Source organism: Proteus genomosp. 4 str. ATCC 51469, from assembly GCF_003144375.1.
Classification (GTDB): Bacteria; Pseudomonadota; Gammaproteobacteria; order Enterobacterales; family Enterobacteriaceae; genus Proteus.
The window spans coordinates 1-23,240 of sequence record NZ_PENV01000012.1 but is presented as its reverse complement, the minus strand read 5'-3'; the positions used below and the strand labels follow the sequence as shown (position 1 = coordinate 23,240).

At 39.2% G+C, this 23,240-nt stretch carries 21 protein-coding genes; 13 read left to right on the top strand and 8 right to left on the bottom strand.

Translation table 11 applies throughout. From position 1 onward, the window contains the following. The first annotated feature begins 36 nt into the window (after positions 1 to 36). From bamA to tilS, 11 genes are all read left to right on the top strand, one after another. Positions 37 to 2,430: an outer membrane protein assembly factor BamA gene (bamA, locus tag DK866_RS11810; protein ID WP_072070005.1), complete on the top strand. Its 2,394-nt coding sequence runs from the start codon at positions 37 to 39 to the stop codon at positions 2,428 to 2,430. A gap of 92 nt (positions 2,431 to 2,522) precedes the next feature. Then, entirely contained in the window at positions 2,523 to 3,020 is a 498-nt protein-coding gene (locus DK866_RS11805) for an OmpH family outer membrane protein (protein ID WP_109409060.1), read from the top strand. Positions 3,021 to 3,023: 3 nt separating this feature from the next. Beyond that, the gene (lpxD, locus tag DK866_RS11800) at positions 3,024 to 4,052 is read left to right on the top strand and encodes a UDP-3-O-(3-hydroxymyristoyl)glucosamine N-acyltransferase (protein WP_109409059.1); all 1,029 of its coding nucleotides are present in this window, start codon (positions 3,024 to 3,026) and stop codon (positions 4,050 to 4,052) included. Between the two features lie 124 nt (positions 4,053 to 4,176). After that, entirely contained in the window at positions 4,177 to 4,629 is a 453-nt protein-coding gene (fabZ, locus tag DK866_RS11795) for a 3-hydroxyacyl-ACP dehydratase FabZ (RefSeq protein WP_006535887.1), read from the top strand. 3 nt (positions 4,630 to 4,632) lie between these two features. Next, positions 4,633 to 5,436 (top strand): acyl-ACP--UDP-N-acetylglucosamine O-acyltransferase, encoded by an 804-nt coding sequence (gene lpxA, locus DK866_RS11790; protein WP_109409058.1) that lies wholly within the window; start codon positions 4,633 to 4,635, stop codon positions 5,434 to 5,436. A gap of 7 nt (positions 5,437 to 5,443) precedes the next feature. Continuing rightward, entirely contained in the window at positions 5,444 to 6,616 is a 1,173-nt protein-coding gene (gene lpxB / locus DK866_RS11785) for a lipid-A-disaccharide synthase (protein WP_109409057.1), read from the top strand. Then, positions 6,616 to 7,206, top strand: coding sequence for a ribonuclease HII (rnhB, locus tag DK866_RS11780; RefSeq protein WP_006535883.1), 591 nt, complete (start codon positions 6,616 to 6,618; stop codon positions 7,204 to 7,206). Before lpxB ends, rnhB begins: the two co-directional genes overlap by 1 nt. Before the next feature lie 21 nt (positions 7,207 to 7,227). Next, positions 7,228 to 10,710: a DNA polymerase III subunit alpha gene (gene dnaE, locus DK866_RS11775; RefSeq protein ID WP_109409056.1), complete on the top strand. Its 3,483-nt coding sequence runs from the start codon at positions 7,228 to 7,230 to the stop codon at positions 10,708 to 10,710. A gap of 12 nt (positions 10,711 to 10,722) precedes the next feature. Beyond that, on the top strand, positions 10,723 to 11,682 hold the full coding sequence (accA, locus tag DK866_RS11770; RefSeq protein WP_109409055.1) for an acetyl-CoA carboxylase carboxyl transferase subunit alpha: 960 nt from the start codon (positions 10,723 to 10,725) through the stop codon (positions 11,680 to 11,682). 240 nt (positions 11,683 to 11,922) lie between these two features. After that, entirely contained in the window at positions 11,923 to 12,666 is a 744-nt protein-coding gene (locus DK866_RS11765) for an SDR family NAD(P)-dependent oxidoreductase (RefSeq protein WP_109409054.1), read from the top strand. 203 nt (positions 12,667 to 12,869) lie between these two features. After that, positions 12,870 to 14,198, top strand: coding sequence for a tRNA lysidine(34) synthetase TilS (gene tilS / locus DK866_RS11760; protein WP_109409053.1), 1,329 nt, complete (start codon positions 12,870 to 12,872; stop codon positions 14,196 to 14,198). 36 nt (positions 14,199 to 14,234) lie between these two features. On the opposite strand, the gene DK866_RS11755 is transcribed toward tilS, so the two are convergent. Next, positions 14,235 to 14,495, bottom strand: coding sequence for a Rho-binding antiterminator (locus DK866_RS11755; RefSeq protein ID WP_109409052.1), 261 nt, complete (start codon positions 14,493 to 14,495; stop codon positions 14,235 to 14,237). 262 nt (positions 14,496 to 14,757) lie between these two features. On the opposite strand from DK866_RS11755, the gene nlpE reads away from it, so the two are divergent. After that, positions 14,758 to 15,438: an envelope stress response activation lipoprotein NlpE gene (gene nlpE / locus DK866_RS11750; RefSeq protein WP_109409051.1), complete on the top strand. Its 681-nt coding sequence runs from the start codon at positions 14,758 to 14,760 to the stop codon at positions 15,436 to 15,438. A 325-nt stretch (positions 15,439 to 15,763) separates the two neighbouring features. Here nlpE and DK866_RS11745 read toward each other — a convergent pair whose 3' ends face one another. The 7 genes from DK866_RS11745 to metN form a co-directional block, all read right to left on the bottom strand. Beyond that, positions 15,764 to 16,159 (bottom strand): YceK/YidQ family lipoprotein, encoded by a 396-nt coding sequence (locus DK866_RS11745; RefSeq protein WP_109409050.1) that lies wholly within the window; start codon positions 16,157 to 16,159, stop codon positions 15,764 to 15,766. A gap of 352 nt (positions 16,160 to 16,511) precedes the next feature. After that, on the bottom strand, positions 16,512 to 18,227 hold the full coding sequence (gene proS / locus DK866_RS11740; RefSeq protein WP_109409049.1) for a proline--tRNA ligase: 1,716 nt from the start codon (positions 18,225 to 18,227) through the stop codon (positions 16,512 to 16,514). A gap of 208 nt (positions 18,228 to 18,435) precedes the next feature. Continuing rightward, positions 18,436 to 19,143 (bottom strand): tRNA (N6-threonylcarbamoyladenosine(37)-N6)-methyltransferase TrmO, encoded by a 708-nt coding sequence (tsaA, locus tag DK866_RS11735; RefSeq protein ID WP_109409048.1) that lies wholly within the window; start codon positions 19,141 to 19,143, stop codon positions 18,436 to 18,438. Beyond that, on the bottom strand, positions 19,140 to 19,550 hold the full coding sequence (rcsF, locus tag DK866_RS11730) for an Rcs stress response system protein RcsF (RefSeq protein WP_109409047.1): 411 nt from the start codon (positions 19,548 to 19,550) through the stop codon (positions 19,140 to 19,142). The genes tsaA and rcsF overlap by 4 nt, the downstream gene beginning before the upstream one ends. 130 nt (positions 19,551 to 19,680) lie before the next feature. Next, on the bottom strand, positions 19,681 to 20,496 hold the full coding sequence (locus DK866_RS11725) for a MetQ/NlpA family lipoprotein (RefSeq protein WP_036933990.1): 816 nt from the start codon (positions 20,494 to 20,496) through the stop codon (positions 19,681 to 19,683). A gap of 67 nt (positions 20,497 to 20,563) precedes the next feature. After that, complete coding sequence (locus tag DK866_RS11720) at positions 20,564 to 21,217, bottom strand: methionine ABC transporter permease MetI (RefSeq protein ID WP_036933988.1); 654 nt, start codon at positions 21,215 to 21,217, stop codon at positions 20,564 to 20,566. Beyond that, positions 21,210 to 22,241, bottom strand: coding sequence for a methionine ABC transporter ATP-binding protein MetN (metN, locus tag DK866_RS11715; RefSeq protein WP_109409046.1), 1,032 nt, complete (start codon positions 22,239 to 22,241; stop codon positions 21,210 to 21,212). Before metN ends, DK866_RS11720 begins: the two co-directional genes overlap by 8 nt. Before the next feature lie 194 nt (positions 22,242 to 22,435). Between metN and gmhB the strand changes: the two genes are divergently transcribed. Beyond that, positions 22,436 to 23,002: a D-glycero-beta-D-manno-heptose 1,7-bisphosphate 7-phosphatase gene (gene gmhB, locus DK866_RS11710; protein ID WP_109409045.1), complete on the top strand. Its 567-nt coding sequence runs from the start codon at positions 22,436 to 22,438 to the stop codon at positions 23,000 to 23,002. The last annotated feature ends 238 nt before the right edge of the window (positions 23,003 to 23,240 follow it).

Below are 23,240 nucleotides of genomic sequence, written 5' to 3'. Positions count from 1 at the left end.
GTAAGCAGGGACCGGTTAGGAAAACACAAAACAACGATGGCGATGAAAAAGTTGCTTATAGCGTCGCTGCTGCTGGGCAGCGCCACTGCATACGGTTCAGACGGATTCGTAGTTCAGGACATTCAATTTGAAGGTCTTCAACGCGTCGCCGTTGGTGCAGCATTACTGAACATGCCTGTCCGGGTTGGAGACTCGGTTAGCAATGATGATATCAGTCGAACAATCCGTTCGTTATTTGCGACAGGAAACTTTGATGATGTCCGTGTTCTACGTGACGGAAGTACACTAATTGTTCAAGTAAAAGAGCGTCCAACAATTGCCAGCATTACTTTCTCTGGTAACAAAGCAATCAAAGAAGATATGCTAAAACAGAATCTTGAGGCTTCTAATATTCGTATCGGCGAAACGCTCGACCGTACAATGTTAGCGAACATCGAAAAAGGGCTTGAAGATTTCTATTATAGTGTTGGTAAATATAATGCAACTGTAAAAGTGGTTGTTACACCTCTTCCTCGTAACCGTGTTGATTTAAAACTCGTGTTTGCAGAAGGTGTATCAGCAACAATTCAGCAAATCAACATTGTTGGTAATAAAGCGTTTTCTACCGCTGAACTCGTTAACCGCTTCCAATTACGTGACGATGTGCCTTGGTGGAACTTAGCTGCGGATGAAAAATATCAGAAACAAAAACTAGCTGGTGACTTAGAAACATTAAGAAGTTTCTATCTCGATCGTGGTTACGCTCGTTTTGATATTGAATCAACTAATGTCAGCTTAACGCCAGACAAAAAAGGAATTTACATTACCATTAACCTGAAAGAAGGTGATAAATACACGGTAGAAAATACCGAAATCAATGGTAATACGGCAGGCTATACCAAAGATATTGAAGAGCTTATCCAAATTGCTCCAGGCTCTCTTTATAATGGCGCACAAGTGACTAAAACAGAAAATGATATTAAAAATCTGTTAGGTCGTTATGGATATGCTTATCCTCGTGTTATGACTAACCCTGAAATTAATGATGAAAATAAAACTGTTAAACTGCATGTAAACGTAGATGCCGGAAACCGTTTCTATGTTCGCCAAGTACGTTTCGCAGGTAATGACATCACGAAAGACTCTGTTTTACGCCGTGAAATGCGTCAAATGGAAGGTGCATGGTTAGGTAGCGATTTAGTTGAACAAGGTAAAGAGCGTTTAAATCGTTTGGGGTATTTCGAAACGGTTGAAACAGAAACGCAACGTATTCCGGGTTCACCTGATCAGGTTGATATTGTTTATCGTGTAAAAGAGCGTAACACAGGTTCTCTTAACTTTGGTGTCGGTTTCGGTACTGAAAGTGGTGTGAGTTTCCAAGTGGGTGTTACCCAGGATAACTGGTTAGGTACAGGTAACGCAGTTGCGATTAATGCGAGTAAAAATGATTACTCAACTTACGCTGAATTGTCTGTTACTGACCCGTATTTTACCGTTAATGGTGTAAGCTTAGGTGGTCGTATTTTCTATAACGACTTCCGTGCAAATGATGCTGATTTATCAGGTTATACCAATAAATCTTATGGTGTTGATGGGACTTTAGGTTTCCCAATTAATGAATATAACTCAGCCCGTCTTGGCTTAGGCTATACTCATAATGGTCTATCACGTATGGAACCTCAGGTTGCTATGTGGCGTTATCTTGAAAGTATGGGTGAAAACCCAGGCTTTGATAAGCGTGAATCCTTTAATGCTGACGACTATACTGTCAGTCTGGGTTGGACCTTTAATAACTTAAATCGTGGTTTCTTCCCAACTTCGGGTGTGAGAAGTAACTTAAGTGGGCGTGTGACTGTACCTGGCTCCGACAACAAGTACTACAAAGTAACTTGGGACGGTATGGCTTATTACCCAATTAATGAAAAAGAATCTTGGGTAACCCTGTTTAAAGGCCGTTTAGGCTACGGTGATGGGTTAGGTGGTAAAGAATTACCATTCTATGAAAACTTCTATGCGGGTGGTTCTGGTACAGTTCGTGGTTTCCGTTCAAATAACATTGGTCCTAAAGCGATTTATCTTGATGCAAATGGCAAGCCAAAACCAGGTGAACCATCAAGCGATGCAATCGGTGGTAATGCTATGGCCGTGGCAAGCTTTGAGCTGATCACACCAACGCCATTTGTAGATGACAAATATTCATCTTCAGTTAGAACGTCGGTGTTTGTTGATGCGGGTACAGTGTGGGATACCAATTGGAGTAGTACAAACTCTGCTTGGACCGCAGGTATGCCTGATTATAGCCGTGCAAGTGATATACGTGTTTCAACGGGTGTTGCGTTACAATGGTTATCACCGTTAGGTCCGTTAGTATTCTCTTATGCTAAACCAATAAAAGATTACGAAGGCGATAAATCAGAGCAATTCCAGTTTAATATTGGTAGAACGTGGTAGCGATGTAAGTAAGGTTGATGCCTGATTCACTTTGTTGAAAAAGGCATCCGATTTCTGACAAAAAATTATTTTTGGTTTTAAGGAGTTTAATCGTGAAAAAATTGTTATGTGCCGCTGCCCTAGGAATGGCATTGACCATGTCAGCAGGTGTTCAAGCCGCAGATAAAATAGGTGTTGTGAACATCGGTCAAGTTCTCCAACAAATTCCTAACCGTGATGCGGTAGAGAAACAATTGGAAAATGAATTCAAATCACGTGATACTGAATTGCAAAACTTAGGTAAAGCATTACAGACCGCTGTTGAAAAATATCAAAAAGATGCACCAACCATGAATGCAACACAACGTGCAAATACAGAGAAAGATCTGGTTGCTAAACGTGAAGCATATGCACAAAAAGCACAAGCTTTTGAGCAAGACTTTAGCCGTCGTCAAGCTGAAGAACGTAATAAAATCATGAAACGTGTATTAGATGCAGTTGACGCAGTAGCGAAGAAAGAAGGTTATGATGTGATTTTAGATGCTAACACTGTACCTTATTTCGCAGACGGTAAAGATATTACTGCTCAGGTTCAAAAACAGGTTAAATAATAGATGTTTTCAATTCGATTAGCTGATCTTGCTCAGCAATTGAATGCACAGTTACACGGCGATGGTGATATCACTATCGCCGGTCTTGCTTCAATGAGCCTAGCAAATAGCGAACAAATTACATTTCTTTCTGATAGTCGTTATCGTGAGAAATTAACTGAATGCAAAGCAGCTGCCGTTGTATTAACAGAAGCTGACCTTCCATTCTGCCCAGTTGCCGCACTTGTGGTAAAAAATCCGTATCTTGCCTATGCTCAAATGGCGCAGATTATGGATACAACCCCACAACCAGCACAAGATATTCACCCAAGCGCTGTGATTTCTCCTGATGCTAAGTTAGGAAAAAATGTGTCAGTGGGTGCAAATGCCGTTATCGAGTCAGACGTTATTCTTGGTGATAATGTTGTGATCGGTGCAGGTTGTTTTGTTGGTAAAAAAGCGCATATCGGCGATAATAGCCGTTTATGGGCAAATGTATCTATTTATCATGAAGTTATTATTGGTAAAGATTGCCTAATTCAATCAGGAACAGTTATTGGCTCTGATGGTTTTGGTTATGCCAATGAACGTGGTAATTGGATCAAAATTCCACAATTAGGTTCTGTTGTTATTGGCGATCGTGTAGAAATCGGTGCATGTACAACAATTGACCGAGGCGCATTAGATAACACAGTTATCGGTAATGGTGTTATCATTGATAACCAGTGCCAAATCGCACATAACGTCATTATTGGTGACAACACTGCTGTTGCGGGAGGCGTCATCATGGCGGGCAGCCTAAAAATAGGCCGTTACTGTATGATTGGTGGAGCAAGTGTTATCAATGGTCACATGGAAATCTGTGATAAAGTAACGGTAACAGGAATGGGTATGGTAATGCGTCCTATCACTGAACCGGGAGTTTATTCTTCAGGTATCCCGCTACAACCGAACAAAGCATGGCGTAAAACCGCAGCACTTGTGTTGCGAATTGACGAAATGCAAAAAAGACTTAAGTCGCTTGAACGTCAAGTAGAAAGTAGCGACAAGTAACAAAGTACGTCATCGACGGTTGTTACCTATTTTGCGACCTGCGGGTTAACTCACTTTTTTGAGTCACAGCAGGTCGTGTTATTATTAATTAGACGCAGTTTTATTAGACAGGAAGAGTATTGCAATGAGTGAGAATCATACTCTGCAAATCGAAGAAATTTTAGATTTACTTCCACACCGTTACCCATTCTTATTGGTTGATCGTGTCCTTGATTTTGAAGAAAAGAAATTTCTAAGAGCAGTAAAAAATGTATCTTTTAATGAGCCTTTCTTTCAAGGTCACTTCCCAGGAAAACCTATTTTCCCAGGTGTATTGATCCTAGAAGCCATGGCACAAGCAACGGGTATTTTAGCATTCAAAAGTGTAGGAAAGCTGGAACCTGGTGAGCTCTACTATTTTGCTGCTATTGATGGTGCTCGCTTTAAACGTCCTGTCTTACCTGGGGATCAAATGATCCTAGAGGTAGAATTCATTAAAGAACGTCGTGGTGTTGCTCGCTTTAAAGGCGTCGCTAAAGTTGATGGGGAAATTGCCTGCGAAGCTGAAATGATGTGTGCTCGCCGCCGTGAGGTCTAGCCTATGATAGATAAATCCGCAGTCATTCACCCTTCCTCAATTATTGAAGAGGGTGCGGTAATTGGTGCTAATGTTCGCATTGGCCCTTTTTGCGTTATTGGTGCAAACGTTGAAATTGGTGAAGGTACTGATATCAAATCTCACGTTGTTATCAATGGGCATACGCGTATTGGTCGAGAAAATCAGATTTATCAATTTGCTTCTATTGGTGAAGCTAATCAGGATCTGAAATATCGTGGAGAACCAACACAAGTTATTATTGGTGATCGTAACCTTATTCGTGAAAGTGTGACTATCCATCGTGGAACAACCCAAGGTGGCAATATCACAAAAATTGGCAATGACAACTTACTGATGATTAATACGCATGTTGCACATGATTGTATTATTGGTGACCGCTGTATTATTGCTAATAACGGAACTCTTGGTGGTCACGTCACTTTAGGTGATTTTGTGATTATCGGTGGTATGAGTGCGGTTCATCAGTTTTGTCAAATTGGCTCTCACGTTATGGTGGGCGGATGTTCAGGTGTGGCACAAGATGTTCCTCCTTTTGTTATTGCACAAGGAAACCACGCAACCCCTTATGGGCTGAATATTGAAGGATTAAAACGCCGAGGTTTTGCTAAAGAAGATCTTCATGCAATTCGCAATGCTTATAAGGTTCTTTACCGTAATGGTAAAACTCTGGAAGAAGCACGTGAAGAGATTGGGCAACTGGTTACTGATAATAATAATCCGTATGTTAAGTTGTTCAGTGATTTTCTGGAAAACTCAGCAAAATCTAACCGTGGCATCATTCGCTAATTAGGATATGACCTTGTCAGGCCAATTATCTACTGTTCAGCGTCCGTTAGTTATCGGCTTAGTCGCTGGTGAAACGTCCGGTGATATCTTGGGCGCGGGATTAATCCGCGCTCTAAAACAAATGCATCCCAATGTCCGTTTTGTCGGTGTTGCAGGGCCTCTTATGCAAGCTGAAGGCTGTGAAGCTTGGTATGAGATGGAAGAGCTTGCCGTCATGGGGATCGTTGAAGTTCTTGAACGCTTGCCTAGATTATTAAAGATCAGAAAAGATCTCACTCAACGATTTTCAGCATTAAAGCCGGATGTCTTTGTGGGAATTGACGCGCCTGATTTTAATATCACACTTGAAGGTCGTTTAAAGCAAAAAGGGATCAAAACTATTCACTATGTCAGTCCATCTGTGTGGGCTTGGCGTCAAAAACGTGTTTTCAAAATTGGTAAAGCGACAGATCTCGTCTTAGCTTTTCTGCCTTTTGAAAAAGCGTTTTATGATAAATATCAGGTTCCTTGCCGTTTTATTGGTCATACAATGGCGGATGCAATCGCTTTAAATCCAGATAAAAAAGCAGCTCGTAAACATCTTGGTATACCTGAAAATGTCTCTTGTTTAGCTCTCCTTCCTGGTAGTCGTCATGCAGAAGTTGAGATGTTGAGCGCTGATTTTATAAAAACAGCACAGTTACTAAAACAACAAATACCAACACTTCATATTGTTGTGCCTCTGGTGAATACTAAACGACGTATTCAATTTGAGCAGATCCACCAAGATATCGCTCCTGAACTCGACATTCAGTTACTTGATGGGCAAGCAAGAGAAGCAATGACAGCCAGTGATGCGACGTTGTTAGCGTCAGGTACAGCAGCATTAGAATGTATGCTGACAAAATGCCCGATGGTTGTTGGCTATCGCATGAAACCATTTACTTTTTGGTTAGCAAAAAAGTTAGTGAAAACACCTTATGTTTCATTACCCAATTTATTAGCTGGTCGAGAAATAATTAAAGAGTTATTACAAGAAGAGTGTGAGCCAAGAGCGTTAGCAGAACAACTTTTACCTCTTTTAACGGATGAAGAAAGAGTGCATCAATTAAAAGAAGTATTTTTACAACTTCATAGTGCTATTCGTTGTAATGCGGATGAGCAAGCAGCAAATGCAGTATTAGAATTGGCAGAGAAATAATGGAATTTGTATATCCAAAAGCAAATCTTATTGCTGGAGTCGATGAAGTCGGCCGGGGGCCTCTGGTTGGTGCTGTAGTGACGGCCGCTGTTATTCTTGATCCGGCAAACCCGATTGAAGGATTAACAGACTCTAAAAAACTAACAGAAAAAAAACGTAATGCCTTGTATGACGAAATAAAAGAAAAAGCATTATGTTGGGCAATTGGTCGTGCAGAGCCTGAGGAAATAGATGAGTTAAATATTCTTTGGGCAACGATGAAAGCAATGGAACGTGCGGTTGCAGGATTATCTATTACACCTGATATGGTTTTGATTGACGGTAATCGCTGCCCTAAATTACCTATGGCTTCTCAAGCTGTTATAAAAGGTGATAGCTTAGTTCAAGAAATTAGTGCAGCGTCTATTCTTGCTAAAGTCACTCGTGATAGAGAAATGGAAGAGTTAGATAAGCTTTACCCTGATTATGGTTTTGCTAAACATAAAGGGTATCCAACAGTTTTCCATATGGAAAAACTGGCCTTATTAGGGGCAACCCCTTATCATCGAAAAAGTTTTGCGCCTGTAAAACGAGCATTAAATTTAAAGTAATCCACAGAGTAATTAAATATTATGGCAGATCCTCGTTTTATCCATCTTAGGGTACACAGCGATTATTCAATGATCGATGGATTGGCAAAAACAGGGCCTCTTGTGAAGAAAGTGGCTTCGCTGGGAATGCCTGCTTTTGCGATTACTGATTTCACTAACTTATGTGGGTTAGTGAAGTTTTATGGTGCCGCACATAGTGCAGGCATTAAACCTATCATTGGTGCCGATGTTTACCTCGAAACAGAATTATTAGGTGATGAATATGCACACCTCACTATTCTCGCCCGTAATAATGTAGGTTATCAAAACCTTACCTTACTGATTTCAGAAGCTTACAAACATGGGTATGGTGCTGCTGGGCCGATTATTAAACAAGAGTGGCTAACAACCTATAAAGAAGGGCTCTTGTTGCTTTCGGGTGGAAGAATGGGCGATGTAGGCAAGTTCTTGCTTCGTGGAAATCGTGCCTTAGTTGATCAATGTCTTGAGTATTATCAAACTCACTTTCCTGATAGTTATTATTTAGAACTTATTCGAACTGGTCGCTCTGACGAAGAAAGTTATTTGCATGAAGCTGTAGCTCTCGCTTCTGAAAAAGGTTTACCCGTTGTTGCAACGAATGATGTCTGTTTTCTTGATAGTGATGATTTTGACGCACATGAAATTCGCGTTGCAATCCATGATGGGTTTACACTCTCAGATCCCAAGCGTCCAAAAAATTATAGTCCTCAGCAATATATGCGCACAGAAGAAGAGATGTGTGAATTATTTGCTGATATACCTGAAGCATTAGAAAACAGCGTTGAAATCGCCAAACGTTGTAATGTTACCATTCGTTTAGGGGAATACTTTCTTCCTCAATTCCCAACAGGGGATATGAGTACCGAAGATTTTCTCGTTAAAAAATCTCAAGAAGGTTTGGAAGAGCGTTTAGCTTTTCTGTTTCCAGATCCCGAAGAACGAAAAAAAAGACGTCCTGAATACGATGAACGTCTTGATATAGAGCTAAAAGTAATCAACCAGATGGGATTCCCTGGTTACTTCCTTATCGTGATGGAGTTCATTCAGTGGTCTAAAGATAATGGTGTTCCTGTGGGGCCGGGACGAGGTTCGGGGGCTGGATCATTAGTTGCTTACTCACTCAAAATTACTGACCTTGATCCTCTGGAATTTGATTTACTTTTCGAACGTTTTCTTAACCCTGAACGTGTTTCAATGCCTGACTTTGACGTCGATTTCTGTATGGAAAAACGCGATAGGGTAATTGATCACGTTGCAGATATGTATGGTCGTGATGCGGTATCTCAGATCATTACATTTGGTACGATGGCGGCAAAAGCGGTTATCCGAGATGTTGGACGTGTTTTAGGACATCCTTACGGTTTTGTAGATAGAATTTCGAAGCTTGTACCGCCTGATCCTGGAATGACGCTAGAAAAAGCGTTTGCAGCAGAACCTCAGTTACCTGAAATTTATGAAGCTGATGAAGAGGTTAAATCTCTTATTGATATGGCTCGTAAATTAGAAGGGGTGACACGTAATGCCGGAAAACATGCGGGTGGTGTAGTTATATCACCAACAAAAATTACCGATTTTGCGCCGCTTTATTGTGACGCGGAAGGAAATAACCCAGTTACACAATTTGATAAGAATGACGTTGAATATGCAGGTCTTGTTAAATTCGACTTCTTGGGATTAAGAACACTAACTATCATTAACTGGGCATTAGAAATGATTAATGCCCGACGTGAAAAAAAATCACTGGAACCTGTTGATATCTCTGCGATCCCATTAACAGATCAGCGTAGTTTCGATATGCTGCAACGTTCTGAAACGACCGCGGTATTCCAGTTAGAATCACGTGGTATGAAAGATCTTATCAAGCGTCTACGTCCTGACTGCTTTGAGGATATGATTGCATTAGTGGCCTTATTTCGCCCAGGCCCACTGCAATCAGGTATGGTGGATAACTTTATTGACCGTAAACACGGCGTAGAAGAGATCTCTTATCCTGATGTTAAATGGCAACACGAGAGCTTGCAGCCTGTTTTAGAACCTACCTATGGCGTTATCTTATATCAAGAACAGGTTATGCAAATTGCGCAGGTTCTTGCTGGATATACGCTGGGTGGCGCGGATATGTTACGACGCGCAATGGGTAAGAAAAAACCTGAAGAGATGGCAAAGCAGCGCTCTGTATTTGAAGAAGGGGCTATCAAAAACGGTGTAGATGGCGAACTTGCCATGCGGATCTTTGACTTGGTGGAGAAATTTGCCGGTTATGGATTTAATAAATCGCACTCAGCTGCTTATGCTTTAGTTTCTTATCAAACGTTATGGCTAAAAGCCCACTATCCTGCTGAATTTATGGCTGCTGTAATGACGGCAGATATGGATAACACAGAAAAAGTGGTGGGATTAGTTGATGAATGTTGGAGAATGGGATTAAAAGTTCTTCCTCCTGATATTAATAGTGGTTTATATCATTTTCACGTAAATGATGAAGGTGAAATCGTTTACGGTATTGGTGCGATTAAAGGAGTGGGTGAAGGCCCAATTGAGGCAATCGTAGAAGCGCGTCAGCAAGGCGGTCACTTTAAAGATATTTTTGATCTCTGTGCTAGAACAGAAACGAAAAAATTGAATCGCCGAGTGATGGAAAAACTGATAATGTCAGGCGCATTCGATAAGCTAGGGCCTCATCGTGCTGCATTGATGTCTTCATTAGAAGATGCATTAAAAGCTGCTGATCAACATGCCAAAGCTGAAGCAATAGGGCAATCAGATATGTTTGGCGTGTTAGCAGAAGCTCCTGAACAAGTTGAGCGTTCTTATGCCAATATACCTAAATGGCCAGAACAAGTTGTTTTAGAAGGTGAGCGAGAGACATTAGGTTTATATTTAACAGGTCATCCGATCACACGTTATTTAAAAGAAATTGAACGATATGCAGCAGGAACGCGTCTAAAAGATTTAGTACCAACGCCACGCGGTCAAATGGTGAAAGTCGCGGGCTTAGTGCTCGCTTCTAAAGTATTTACGACAAAACGAGGAAATCGAATTGGCGTATGTACCTTAGATGATCGTTCAGGTCGCTTAGAAATTATGTTATTTTCTGATGCATTGGATAAATACCAACATTTATTAGAACAAGACAAGATTTTAATTGCTACTGGGCAGGTCAGCTTTGATGATTTCAATGGTGGGCTTAAAATGACAGTCCGCGAACTTATGGATATCAACGAAGCCCGTGAAAAATATGCACGAGGACTTGCTATCTCATTATCAGACAGGCAAATTAATGAGCAATTATTAAATCGTCTTCGCGGCGTTTTAGAACCTCATCGTTCAGGCACGATACCGGTTCATCTTTATTTTGAAAAGCATGATGCCTGCGCACGTTTACGATTTGGTGCGTCTTGGCGTGTAACGCCAACAGATATGCTTTTAACAGATCTGCGAACTCTGCTGGGTAATGAGCAGGTAGAATTAGAATTTGACTAAAATAGGAATGTTATGAGTCTTAATTTTCTGGATTTTGAACAGCCAATTGCCGAGTTAGAAGCGAAAATTGATTCGCTAACCGCAGTTAGCCAACATGATGAAAAAATTGATATTAATATCGATGAAGAAGTTTCACGCTTAAGAGAAAAAAGCCTAGAGCTAACGCGTAAGATTTTTTCTGATCTTGGTGCATGGCAAGTTGCACAACTTGCACGTCATCCATTAAGACCCTACACACTGGATTATATTCATCGTATCTTTACTGATTTCCAAGAATTAGCAGGCGATCGTGCTTATGCTGATGATAAAGCGATTGTGGGTGGTATTGCACGTTTAGATGGCCGTCCTGTTATGGTTATTGGTCATCAAAAAGGGCGTGAAACAAAAGAGAAAATCCGCCGTAACTTCGGTATGCCAGCACCGGAAGGTTATCGCAAAGCGCTTCGTTTAATGGAAATGGCACAACGTTTTAATCTTCCTATTATCACCTTTATCGATACTCCAGGTGCTTATCCAGGCGTTGGTGCAGAAGAACGTGGTCAATCAGAAGCGATCGCACGTAACCTACGTGAAATGTCACGTTTTAGCGTGCCAATCATCAGCACTGTCATTGGTGAAGGTGGTTCTGGTGGTGCATTAGCTATTGGTGTGGGTGACAAAGTGAATATGTTGCAATACAGCACCTATTCTGTTATTTCACCAGAAGGTTGTGCTTCTATCCTTTGGAAAAGTGCAGACAAAGCACCATTAGCGGCAGAGGCAATGGGAATTACTGCAAACCGCTTAAAAGAGCTTAAGCTGATCGATAACGTTATTTCTGAGCCTTTAGGTGGCGCTCATCGTCACTATGACGAAATTGCAGCTTCATTAAAAGCACAAATCCAATCTGATTTAAAAGAATTAGATGCATTTGATTCAGAAGAGCTGACTAATCGCCGTTACCAACGTTTAATGGAATACGGTTATTGCTGATCTCGTGATATTTGAATAAGTTCTAATAAGCCTCATGTTGATTACATGGGGCTTTTTTATTGGTCCATTTTAAACTATCTCTATCGAAACAATTAAAATCTGTGATATTAACCATAATATATTATATATCAATGTGTTAACTCGATCTCAAAACTAATATTAATTCACTTTTTTACTAAAAGAATAATAAGTCATATCTATCATTTTATAGGGCATTAAATCTTTAATGAGGATAAAGTGATGATATCGTTTAGTGGCAAAGTGGGAATTATTACAGGTGGTAATAGCGGTATTGGTTTAGCCTCTGCGGAAAAATTTTTATCCTTGGGTGCATCTGTGGTTATTACAGGTAGTAATTTAGCACGAGGACAAAAAGCAGAAAAATATCTAAAAGAGAAAGGATTTGTCGGTGATTTCGTGCAAATGGATGTGACGAGTGAGAAAGAAAATGAACAACTTGTTGATTATGTTGTAAATAAGTATGGGCGAATAGATTTTGTGTTTGCTAATGCGGGGGTTTTAACAGATAACATTGCTGATAAATTAGAGTATGAAAAATGGAAGGGTGTTTTAGATGTTAATCTAAATGGACTCTTTTTGATTAATCGAGCAGCAATTCAATATTGGCTAAAAAACAAAATATCAGGTGCAATTGTTAATTGTAGTTCAATTTGTTCTTTTGTTGGGCAACATGAATTTCCTGCCTATTGTGCATCAAAAGGTGGGGTTAAATTACTGACACAAACACTTGCTATTGATTACGCAAACAAAGGTATTCGTATTAATGCGGTTTGCCCAGGTTATATTGATACACCTTTGCTGGATGGTCGCGAATTAGATAAACAAAAGTTAGCGGCATTGCATCCTATTGGACGTCTCGGTACACCAGAGGAAGTGGCTAATGTTGTTGCATTTTTGGCCAGCGATGCGGCTTCATTTGTGACTGGGGCTTCTTATTTGGTTGATGGCGGTTTTACTGCTTAATGGTGTTTTTAATAAAAAGCAGAATAATCGTTATTCTGCTTTTTATTTCTTTATAACCTCGTATTTATCTTATTTCTAATTTTTCTTGTTGTTTGTGTAATAGAGCTACACCTTGTTTTATTATAGGATTACTTTGTACTCGTGCAAAACCAGCGAGAAAAGCTTAACATAATCACCTGAATTCACTGATAAATGATAAAGCGATGAAACAGGAATATGACTCACTTCTTAAAGAAATCAAACTGCGCATTGATCCTCACATTAAAATTTTGGTGGGCTTTAGTGGCGGAGTAGATTCCACCGTTTTATTGCAAGGGCTTGTACGTTTACGTGATGAATACCAATTACCTTTAGAATTAACGGCTATCTATATTCATCATGGATTAAACATCAAAGCAGATGACTGGCTTGCTCATTGTGAACAATGCTGTCAGCAATGGCATGTCGATTTTATCAGTGAAAAAGTGAATGTAGATCCTAAAGAAGGCGGTCTTGAAAATGGTGCAAGAGAGGCGCGTTACCAAGCCTTTCGTCGATATTTACAGCCACAACAAGTGTTAGTGACAGCTCAACATCAAGATGATCAAGCCGAAACTTTTTTACTGGCTTTAAAGCGAGGTAGTGGCCCATCAGGGCTTTCTTCAATGCCAGTAAAAATGGTATTTGAAAATAGCTACTTACTTCGGCCATTACTCAATATTACGCGTGAGCAAATCGAATCTTATGCTACTGAACAAGGGCTAGATTGGATAGAAGACGATAGTAATCAAGATGACCGTTATGATCGTAATTTTTTACGTTTACGAGTTATGCCATTATTAACGCAGCGATGGCCCCATTTTTCGCAATCGGTGACTCGCAGTGCGGCACTGTGTGGTGAGCAAGAAGCCCTATTGGATGAGCTTTTGGAGCCAGAACTTAATGCTTTAATGGATAGCGAGCACAGTTTAGACATCAAGCAACTTGCTCTTTGTAGTGTGATAAAGCGTAATGCATTATTAAGGCGTTGGTTTGCTCAACATAATAAAACAATGCCTTCAAGACAACAAATTTTACGATTATGGCAGGAAGTTGCTTTAGCCAAAGCCGATGCAGAGCCTAAGTTACAATTTTATCAAGATGAAGTGAGACGTTATAAACAACGCCTTTATCTTGTACCAATAATTGATGATCCTGTTAATAAAATTATTGAATGGCCACTTACTCAATCACTGTCTTTACCTAGTGGATTAGGGGTTTTATCACTAACAACTGCAACAGGCAAAAATACCGTTAGAGCGCCTTCAAAGGATGAAAAAGTTACCGTTCGTTTTGGTTTGACACAAACATCTTTGCGTATTGTTGGACGAGAACATGCTCGGCATAGTAAAAAGATTTGGCAAGAGCTTGACGTTGCACCTTGGCGTAGGACACGAATTCCTTTGATTTATTATAATGACACGTTAATTGCTGCTCTTAATACATTTGTGACTTTTGAGGGAAAAGTAACATCAGAATATGCGATTACTATTGAGTGGCGAGAGGCTCATTAACGAACAACCGCCGGTTGGCGGCTGTTCCTTATTCGGTTATTCCGATTTTATAACAATAGTCCCAAGTTCGGGATTAGAAAAACTGGCAATGATATCCAGTCGTAAATCTTTAGAGCCTTCAGACGTCTTAATTTTTAGGTATTCAACCTTTTTGCTTAAGAAAAGATCATCAGCAATGCCTTCAATAAGCTTACCATCATGTAATTCAATATGGAGTGCTAAACCACGTTGGCATGCTAACTCCAGATACTCGTAATCATCACAGTTAATTGGTTGATATTCTGTATTTGTTGACATATTCCCTCACCACTCTTTCGTGGCGGTGTAGCCGCCAGTGAATAATTCAGAATAAAATCATTATGCTGTTATTCGATGTGAGCACAATAGTTATTATAATAATTTTCCGAAATAGTTCTTTATTCGAAGTGATTTGAGAAATAACTGACAATTATAGGTGCATTTATCTTAAAGCGTATTTTATTACCCCCTTTTATTTTAAAAAATGTTAGAATCATATTGAGAATGATTTATTAAAAAGTACCCAGAATGTAGGGAGTCGATGATGGGGAAAAAATTTTTATTTGCAGCCGTTGCTGCTGGGTTATTTGTACTATCAGGTTGCCAAAATAATATTGGCTTATCACTTGATGGAAAAATTGTAGACCAAACTTACAACAGTATTCTGCCGTGTGCCGATTGTTCTGGTATCGACACCACAATTCTTGTTAATCAAGATGGCTCTTATGTCATGGAGCAAAGCTACCAAGGTTCACCTGATGATAAACGTAGTTTCTTTGAATCAGGAACATGGGTATTAGGTAAAGATAAGCTGACGTTGACTAATAGTTACGGTGAAAAGAGCTATTATTTACCTCGTGAAGATAAATTAGTCATGCTTGATATTGATGGCAACGTCATTAATTCAGAACTAAATTATACTTTAGCTAAGGTTCAGCCTAAACAGCTTGCTGGCGAGTTTACCTATTTTGCTGATGCTGGAACATTTAAAGATTGCCAATCAGGACGTGTTTACGCAGCAAATGGTATTGAATTAGAAAAAGGCTATTTCTCAACCGGTGTTGATGGTGGAACACCTGTTTACCTTGAAGTTAATGGTTATTACAGCATTCGTCCTTCAATGGAAGATGGTAAATATGATCGAGCTTTAGTGGTTACTGATGAAAAACCTCGTTTTAATCGCCATGGCTCTTGCGGAAACCATCGTGGTGGTAGAAGTTAAGTTTTAGCGGTTTTGTTTTAATAAAAAAATCGCTTATTGAATAGCCTTGCGTTTATTAGACAGTTAAAATGAGTTGAGTAAAGACAGAGTTCGGTATTGAGCTGAACTCTGTCTTTTCATTTTAAGTTTATCTGTACAGTATTATTGTTCTTGATATATTCATAAAGTATTTTTCTAACTCATCTATCTCTTTAAATTACTTTGTATAAAAAATTTTATTTTTAATATATCAAAGAAATTTCCTATTACTGCATTATCTAAATAATTTCCTTTTCGTAATGTATTTTAAATAACCTATTATTTTTAAAGATATTACAATAATAACTTATTTTGTATTGTTCTCTAGCCAGCGCTCATGAGTAGGAGAAACTGGAGAGGGGGGAGTGGAAGGCGTTAACGTTAAATGTTGCTGATCATCTGAGATACTTTCAGTTTCTTGTTTATGCCTATTGCGCTCTTCGGTGTGTGCCTTTTCTTTCTGGGTTTTTATCACATGATCAACGGGAAGAAGGGCGGTATCAAGGACAACATCAATAGGTAAACTGATAATTGAGAATATAGGGTACATTCCCAGAGTAACTAACCAAATATAAGGTTCATTAATAACTTCGACATCAGTATTAGTACCTCGGTAATAATCATTACTACTCCTTGCTCTATTTATTGTTCCACATCCAGATAATATAAAAATAATACCAACTATTGCTCCAAGTCTTTTCATAATATTTCCTATGTAAATTTAAAATAATAGAAAAATAGTGAATTGAAATAGCCATTTATATAACGAAATAATAAATAACATACTCATTTTAATTTCTATTTATTACTAGATCATTCTGATAAAAACAGCTAACTGCGCTATTATAATGATTTAGATCAAAGAACCTCAATATGTTGAAATGAGTGTTTATCAGCGGTATATGACTTTGTTCGGGAAGTTAGAGCCGGAAGGAAACGTATAAAAAGATGTAATCGGCGATTGATATATTATTCTGATTATAGTTACAAGCGTGTCTGAGAGGACACGCTTGTTATTTATCAATCAAGTCTATTGAAAATAAGAGGCTTGATAATTAAGCGAGTTGTTCTTTGATAAAGGCAACAACATCGTCGACATTGACTAGTGATTTATCATCACTACGACGTGCTTTATATTCGATTTGATTGTTGTCTAGATTACGATCGCCGATCACGATAGTGTGTGGAATACCAATAAGTTCCATATCAGCAAACATCACACCCGGACGCTCTTTACGGTCATCAAACAGAACATCAACACCTTGAGCACGTAATTCGTCATAAAGTCTGTCAGCAACTTCTTTAACGCGATAAGAACGATGCATATTCATTGGTAAAATAGCGACTTGGAATGGTGCAATCGCATCAGGCCAAATAATACCGCGAGCATCATGGTTTTGTTCAATAGCGGCAGCAACAATACGAGTTACACCGATACCATAACAACCCATAGTGACGATTTGGTTATGACCTTCTTCGTTTTGTACTGTTGCTTTTAATGCTTCTGAGTATTTTGTGCCAAGTTGGAAAATATGACCAACTTCAATACCACGTTTGATTAGTAATGTTCCTTTACCGTCTGGGCTTGGATCGCCTTCAACAACATTACGGATATCAGCAATTTCAGCAACAGGTAGGTCACGCTCCCAGTTGATACCAAAATAGTGTTTACCATCAACGTTTGCACCAGCACCAAAATCACTCATTACAGAGACAGAACGATCCATTATTACTGGCAGTGGCAGATTAACTGGGCCTAAAGAGCCTGGACCTGCATTTACAGCTTGGCGAATTTCAGCTTCAGTCGCGAAAGTTAAAGGTGCCGCAACGATAGCGCATTTTTCTGCTTTAACTTCATTAAGCTCGTGGTCGCCACGAACTAATAATGCAACTAATGGGTGACCACTTTCTTTCGTACCATGAACAATCAGCGTCTTAACTGTTTTTTCAATTGGTAAATTGAACTGTTCAACTAATTCAGCAATTGTTTTAGCGTTTGGTGTATCTACTAAACGTAATTCTTCAGTCGCGGCAGCTCTTGGTGTTGTAGGCATTACTGCTTCTGCTAATTCGATATTAGCTGCATAGTCAGAGCCAGTAGAGAATACGATATCATCTTCACCGCTGTCCGCTAAAACTTGGAACTCATGAGAGGCATTACCACCAATAGAGCCTGTATCTGCAAGCACTGGACGAAAATCTAAACCAATACGAGAGAAAATTTTGCTGTAAGCTTCGTACATTCTGTCGTAAGTCTCTTGTAAAGACTCTTGAGAGATATGGAAAGAGTAAGCATCTTTCATGATAAATTCACGAGAACGCATAACACCAAAACGAGGGCGTACTTCGTCGCGGAATTTAGTTTGAATTTGATATAAGTTCAGTGGAAGTTGTTTGTAAGAGGTAATTTCATTACGAACAATATCAGTAACAACTTCTTCGTGGGTTGGGCCTAAAACAAATGGGCGCTCGCCTCTGTCTGCAAAACGCAGTAATTCAGGGCCATATTGCTCCCAGCGACCACTTTCTAACCATAAATCAGCGGGTTGAACAACGGGCATTGAAATTTCAAGTGATCCTGCATTGTCCATCTCTTCACGAACAATTTTTTCAATTTTTCTCAGAACACGAACCCCTGTCGGCATCCAATCATAAAGACCAGAAGCGAGTTTACGGATCATGCCTGCGCGAAGCATAAGTTGATGGCTGACAATTTCTGCATCAGCAGGTGTCTCTTTTAAAGTAGAGAGCAAATAGTGGCTAGTACGCATTATTAGGTTCCATTAGAACAAAAATACTTAGGCTGACTGTCACGCCAGTCTACATCAATATAATTAGAGAAAGACTTTAGTCTACCAGTGACTTAGGTCTGCCAAAAGGGGCAAAGCATTTTTTTCAATCTGATTTATTTAAAGACAACGAGAATGACGTTCAGATTGGATAATTCATGATAGCAATATCAATGAAGATAGTAGCAAGTTACCGCGGTTCAATATCAAGAACAAGTGTCTGTTGCCCATTCACTTGCCAGCGAACATTAAATTCAAGCAAATGCACCGCATAGATCCTATCACTTTGCTCATTTTTTTTATAAGCAGGGCGAGGATCTTGTTGTAATACTTGAGTAATAAAACGCGAAAGATGAGGATTTTCGTTCGCATAATGTTGCAGTTGTTCTAAAGCGAGTTGTGAAAAGAAGACAGGCATTTCATTATCTGGTGCTTCTTGTGCAAAACCAGCAATCGCATTTGGTCGAGACTCTGCAAAGGGTAAATAAGGCTTAATATCAAGAACAGGAGTTCCATCAACTAAATCAAGGCTGCCTAAGTCTAAAACAACGGACTGGTTCTGTGTGTTTACTTTTTTTAATTCGACTAAAGACATGCCGATGGGATTGGGACGAAAAGTTGAGCGGGTTGCAAAAATACCCATTTTGGCATTCCCACCAAGCCTTGGGGGGCGAACTAAAGGGTGCCAACCCTGTTGTGCTGTTTGATGAAAAACAAAAATCAGCCAAAGATGACTAAATTGTTCTAAGCCTCGAACTGCATCTGGGTGATTGTAAGGTGTATGTAGAATAAGTTGGCCGCCGCCATCCTGGATTAACCCAGGTTGGCGTGGAACGGCAAATTTTTCTTTATAAGGACTTGATATATGTCCTATAGGATTCATTTGGTAGGTATTCATTTTGTAATGAGTAATGCGGTGCCTTCACAAATGGCAGATTGGTAGCAACCTAAACCAGTGACAATTTGGCATTCATGCAATAAAACAGCATTGGCATTTTTGTAAGCTGCTTTGGTCGCCATTCTTTTTTTAGCAATAGGTAAACTTGCTGGTGGATCTTGTAATGTTTGACGGCAAGATTCACCGGCAACAATACCGAGATCTTTAAACGGAGCACCTAAAAGGTCTTCTGTTTTTTCAACAATACGCACTGAAGGTAATGTTTGTGATCTTGGTTTTTGGGGTTGTCCTGGTTTATTTAAACGCATATCCGTAAATTTAGACTGATCAACATCAGATGAATTCTGCATTGAACAACCTGTCATAAACAGCGCCATGATGCCAAGAAGTAGCAAGCGCATGTGCATGGGTTATATCCTCTTTATTATTGTCTATACAAAAATTAAACGGCTATAATTTAATGCAAATTAGCCAAGTAAAAAAGAGAAAGGCGAACAAATGTCCGCCTTTTTTATAATTAAGTAAAATATTGACGTATTACCAGCCTTTTACTGCACCACCGTTAAAAATTTTATTGGCAGCACTATCCACTTCATCTGTTTGATAGGCTTGAATAAATTTCTTCACATTCTCGCTGTCTTTATTGTCTTCACGAGCAACAATGATATTTACGTATGGTGAGTCTTTATCTTCAACAAAAATACCGTCTTTTGCTGGTGTTAAATTGACTTGGCTTGCATAAGTAGTGTTAATTACCGCTAAGTAGATTTTTTGATCATCTAATGAGCGAGGTAATTGTGGTGCTTCTAATTCAACTAATTGTAATTTTTTAGGGTTTTCAATAATATCAAGCTTGGTAGGTAACAGACCTACGCCATCTTTTAATTTAATTAACCCAACTTTTTCTAATAACAGCAGTGAGCGACCTAAGTTTGTTGGATCATTAGGAATTGCCACTTGTGCTTCATCAGGTAAATCAGCTAAATCAGTGATCTTTTTAGAATAACCTGCGATAGGGTAAATAAATGTATTTCCTACAGCTGTTATTTTGTAATTGCGATCTTTAATTTGTTGGTCTAAATAAGGCTTATGTTGGAATGCATTAATGTCGATATCACCGCGACTTAATGATTCATTAGGCATGACGAAGTCATTGAAAGTAACGAGTTCTACATCAAGGCCATATTTATCTTTAGCGACTTGTTTCGCTACTTCAGCGACTTGTTGTTCTGAGCCTGAAATAACGCCGACACGAATATGGTTTGGATCTTTTTCTTTTTCACCACAACCAGCTAATGCCAATGCACCAACTAAAGCACTTACAACTGCGAGCGATTTAAATTTCAATGACATACATTTACCCTTACTTGATCTGTTAATTAAAAGGTTTCGTTATTAATAATAGAAACCTTCAATCTATTTATTTATGTGTTGTCAGCTTCACTAAGCGATCGCCGAAAAACTGAATGATAAAAACAAGAATAACGAGTAGAACAATGACTGTATTCATTACTGTAGCGTTATAGCCAACGTAACCATATTGGTAGCCAATTTGACCTAAACCACCGGCACCAACAGCACCTCCCATTGCGGAGTAACCCACTAATGTAATTAAAGTAATGGTTGCTGCATTAATCAAGCCAGGTAAAGATTCGGGTAATAAAATCTTCTTAATAATTTGCATTGGCGTTGCACCCATAGATCGGGATGCTTCAATTAATCCTTGAGGGATTTCTAATAGTGTATTTTCTACCATACGTGCAATAAATGGTGCTGCGCCAACAGTTAATGGCACTATGGCTGCTTGCAAGCCAATTGACGTTCCCACGACCATACGTGTAAAAGGGATCATCCATACTAATAAGATAATAAAAGGGATCGCCCTAAAAATATTGACGAGTGCTGAAATAATCCGGTAGGCAGGTGGGTTTGCCATGATTTGTTCAGGACGCGTAACATAGAGTAAAACACCCAAAGGTAATCCGATAACAAAACCAAAGAAGCCTGAAACAAAGGTCATGACTAAGGTTTCCCAGATCCCACTAATTAATAAATAAATCATTCCTTCAGACATAACCGAGAACCTCTACTTTCACATGATGCTCTTCTAAAAACGCAATCGACTTTTCAGTGTTACCATTCTTACCGTGTAGTTCTGCTAACATCACACCAAATTTCACACCACCGGCATAGTCCATTTGAGAACTTAAAATATTAATATCAGCGTCAAAACGACGTGCAACGATAGACATCAATGGTGCATCTACAGATTGACCGTTAAATTCAAGTTTCAATAATGGGAATAAACCTTCCTCCCATTCTGGCTTCAAGCGTTCTTTATAGTCTTCAGGAATATCTAATTGTAGTGTTGATTGAATAAAAGCTTGTGAAACAGGCGTTTTAGGGTGAGAGAAAACCTCACTGACGGCATCACTTTCAACTAATTCGCCACCACTAATAACTGCAACTTGGTCACAAATACGTTTTACAACGTCCATTTCATGAGTAATTAATAAAATAGTGAGGCCTAAGCGACGATTAATATCTTTCAATAATTCTAAAATAGAACGTGTTGTTGCCGGATCTAGTGCGCTAGTGGCTTCATCACACAATAAAACATTAGGTGAGTTTGCTAATGCGCGTGCAATAGCAACACGTTGTTTTTGTCCACCAGATAAGTTAGCTGGGTAATACTCTTTCTTATCAGATAAACCAACTAATTCTAGTAATTCATTAACACGCTTATTGATTTCAGCTCGTGGCGTATTATCAAGTTCTAATGGTAATGCGACATTATCAAATACGGTACGAGAAGACAGTAAGTTGAAATGCTGGAAAATCATGCCAATACCGCGGCGTGCTTTTGTTAATTCTTTATCTGATAATTTTGTGAGATCTCGTCCATCAACCAATACTTCACCTGAAGTTGGTTTCTCTAACATATTTACGCAACGTATAAGTGTACTTTTACCCGCTCCTGACGATCCGATAACACCAAAAATCTGCCCTTGTGGCACATGCAGGTTTATATTTGATAGCGCCTGTATAGAACGCTCTCCCTGCTTAAATACTTTGTTTATATTCGTCAGTTTAATCATGTTTTTCTTTATATAAGTAGATATGGGACATAAAGACTATTCTGCCCGAGTTAAAATAGATGTTAAGGCGTCTAGACGGCTAAGTCAATAAAAAAGAGTAGAAGGCTAATAAAGAAAGAAAGCCGTGGATATCATTCTCTATATAAGAAAAAACATGCGATACTAATAAAAATATCTAAATGGAGTAATGTGCTGTGAGTAAGGGGATTTCAGCGATTTTCTTAGATCGCGATGGAACTATTAATATAGACCATGGTTATGTATCTGAAATTGATAACTTTGAATTTATTGATGGTGTTATTGAGGCAATGGTTGAATTAAAAGCTATGGGTTATGCCTTAGTGTTAGTCACCAATCAATCAGGTATTGGCCGAGGCTATTATAGTGAAGATCAATTTTTACACTTAACAGAGTGGATGGATTGGTCTTTAGCGGATAGAGGCGTTGATTTAGACGGTATCTATTATTGCCCTCATCATCCTGATGCAAGTGTAGAAGAATATAAGAAAGCATGTGATTGCCGTAAGCCTGCCTCTGGTATGTTTATGGATGCTAAAACGCAATTAAATATCGATATGGCTTCTTCTTATATGGTCGGTGATAAAAAAGAAGATATGTTGGCAGCAAAAAATGCAGGTGTTGGTCATAAAATTCTAGTTCGTACAGGAAAAGAGATAACAGAAGAAGCACAAGAGTGTGCAGATTTTGTTCTTGATAGCCTTGCAGACTTGCCAAAATGGCTAAAAAACCACAAAAAATAAGCACTTCGTTTAATTTACCAACAAACGATCATTTTTTTAAAAAAAACTATTGCCAGCCTCAGAAAACTCCCTATAATGCGTCCTCGTTGTCACGGAACAGGGCGCTAAGCGAACTGACTGAGAGAACAAAGAAAAAAAAGTGAAAAGCCTTGAAAATAAACGCTTGACACTGAATGAGGAAGATGTAGAATGCACCTCCTCGCAACAACGCAGAAGACCGGAAACGGCAGCGAATGTT

Bases quoted from the DNA above. Each gene is read 5' to 3' on its own strand.
- tilS (WP_109409053.1), top strand. From the start codon at position 12,870: ATGAAACAGGAATATGACTCACTTCTTAAAGAAATCAAACTGCGCATT.
- nlpE (WP_109409051.1), top strand. From the start codon at position 14,758: ATGATGGGGAAAAAATTTTTATTTGCAGCCGTTGCTGCTGGGTTATTT.
- lpxA (WP_109409058.1), top strand. From the start codon at position 4,633: ATGATAGATAAATCCGCAGTCATTCACCCTTCCTCAATTATTGAAGAG.
- lpxB (WP_109409057.1), top strand. From the start codon at position 5,444: ATGACCTTGTCAGGCCAATTATCTACTGTTCAGCGTCCGTTAGTTATC.
- tsaA (WP_109409048.1), bottom strand. From the start codon at position 19,143: ATGAATACCTACCAAATGAATCCTATAGGACATATATCAAGTCCTTAT.
- DK866_RS11720 (WP_036933988.1), bottom strand. From the start codon at position 21,217: ATGTCTGAAGGAATGATTTATTTATTAATTAGTGGGATCTGGGAAACC.
- rnhB (WP_006535883.1), top strand. From the start codon at position 6,616: ATGGAATTTGTATATCCAAAAGCAAATCTTATTGCTGGAGTCGATGAA.
- proS (WP_109409049.1), bottom strand. From the start codon at position 18,227: ATGCGTACTAGCCACTATTTGCTCTCTACTTTAAAAGAGACACCTGCT.
- DK866_RS11755 (WP_109409052.1), bottom strand. From the start codon at position 14,495: ATGTCAACAAATACAGAATATCAACCAATTAACTGTGATGATTACGAG.
- accA (WP_109409055.1), top strand. From the start codon at position 10,723: ATGAGTCTTAATTTTCTGGATTTTGAACAGCCAATTGCCGAGTTAGAA.
- DK866_RS11725 (WP_036933990.1), bottom strand. From the start codon at position 20,496: ATGTCATTGAAATTTAAATCGCTCGCAGTTGTAAGTGCTTTAGTTGGT.
- fabZ (WP_006535887.1), top strand. From the start codon at position 4,177: ATGAGTGAGAATCATACTCTGCAAATCGAAGAAATTTTAGATTTACTT.
- metN (WP_109409046.1), bottom strand. From the start codon at position 22,241: ATGATTAAACTGACGAATATAAACAAAGTATTTAAGCAGGGAGAGCGT.
- dnaE (WP_109409056.1), top strand. From the start codon at position 7,228: ATGGCAGATCCTCGTTTTATCCATCTTAGGGTACACAGCGATTATTCA.
- bamA (WP_072070005.1), top strand. From the start codon at position 37: ATGGCGATGAAAAAGTTGCTTATAGCGTCGCTGCTGCTGGGCAGCGCC.
- DK866_RS11765 (WP_109409054.1), top strand. From the start codon at position 11,923: ATGATATCGTTTAGTGGCAAAGTGGGAATTATTACAGGTGGTAATAGC.
- lpxD (WP_109409059.1), top strand. From the start codon at position 3,024: ATGTTTTCAATTCGATTAGCTGATCTTGCTCAGCAATTGAATGCACAG.
- rcsF (WP_109409047.1), bottom strand. From the start codon at position 19,550: ATGCACATGCGCTTGCTACTTCTTGGCATCATGGCGCTGTTTATGACA.
- DK866_RS11745 (WP_109409050.1), bottom strand. From the start codon at position 16,159: ATGAAAAGACTTGGAGCAATAGTTGGTATTATTTTTATATTATCTGGA.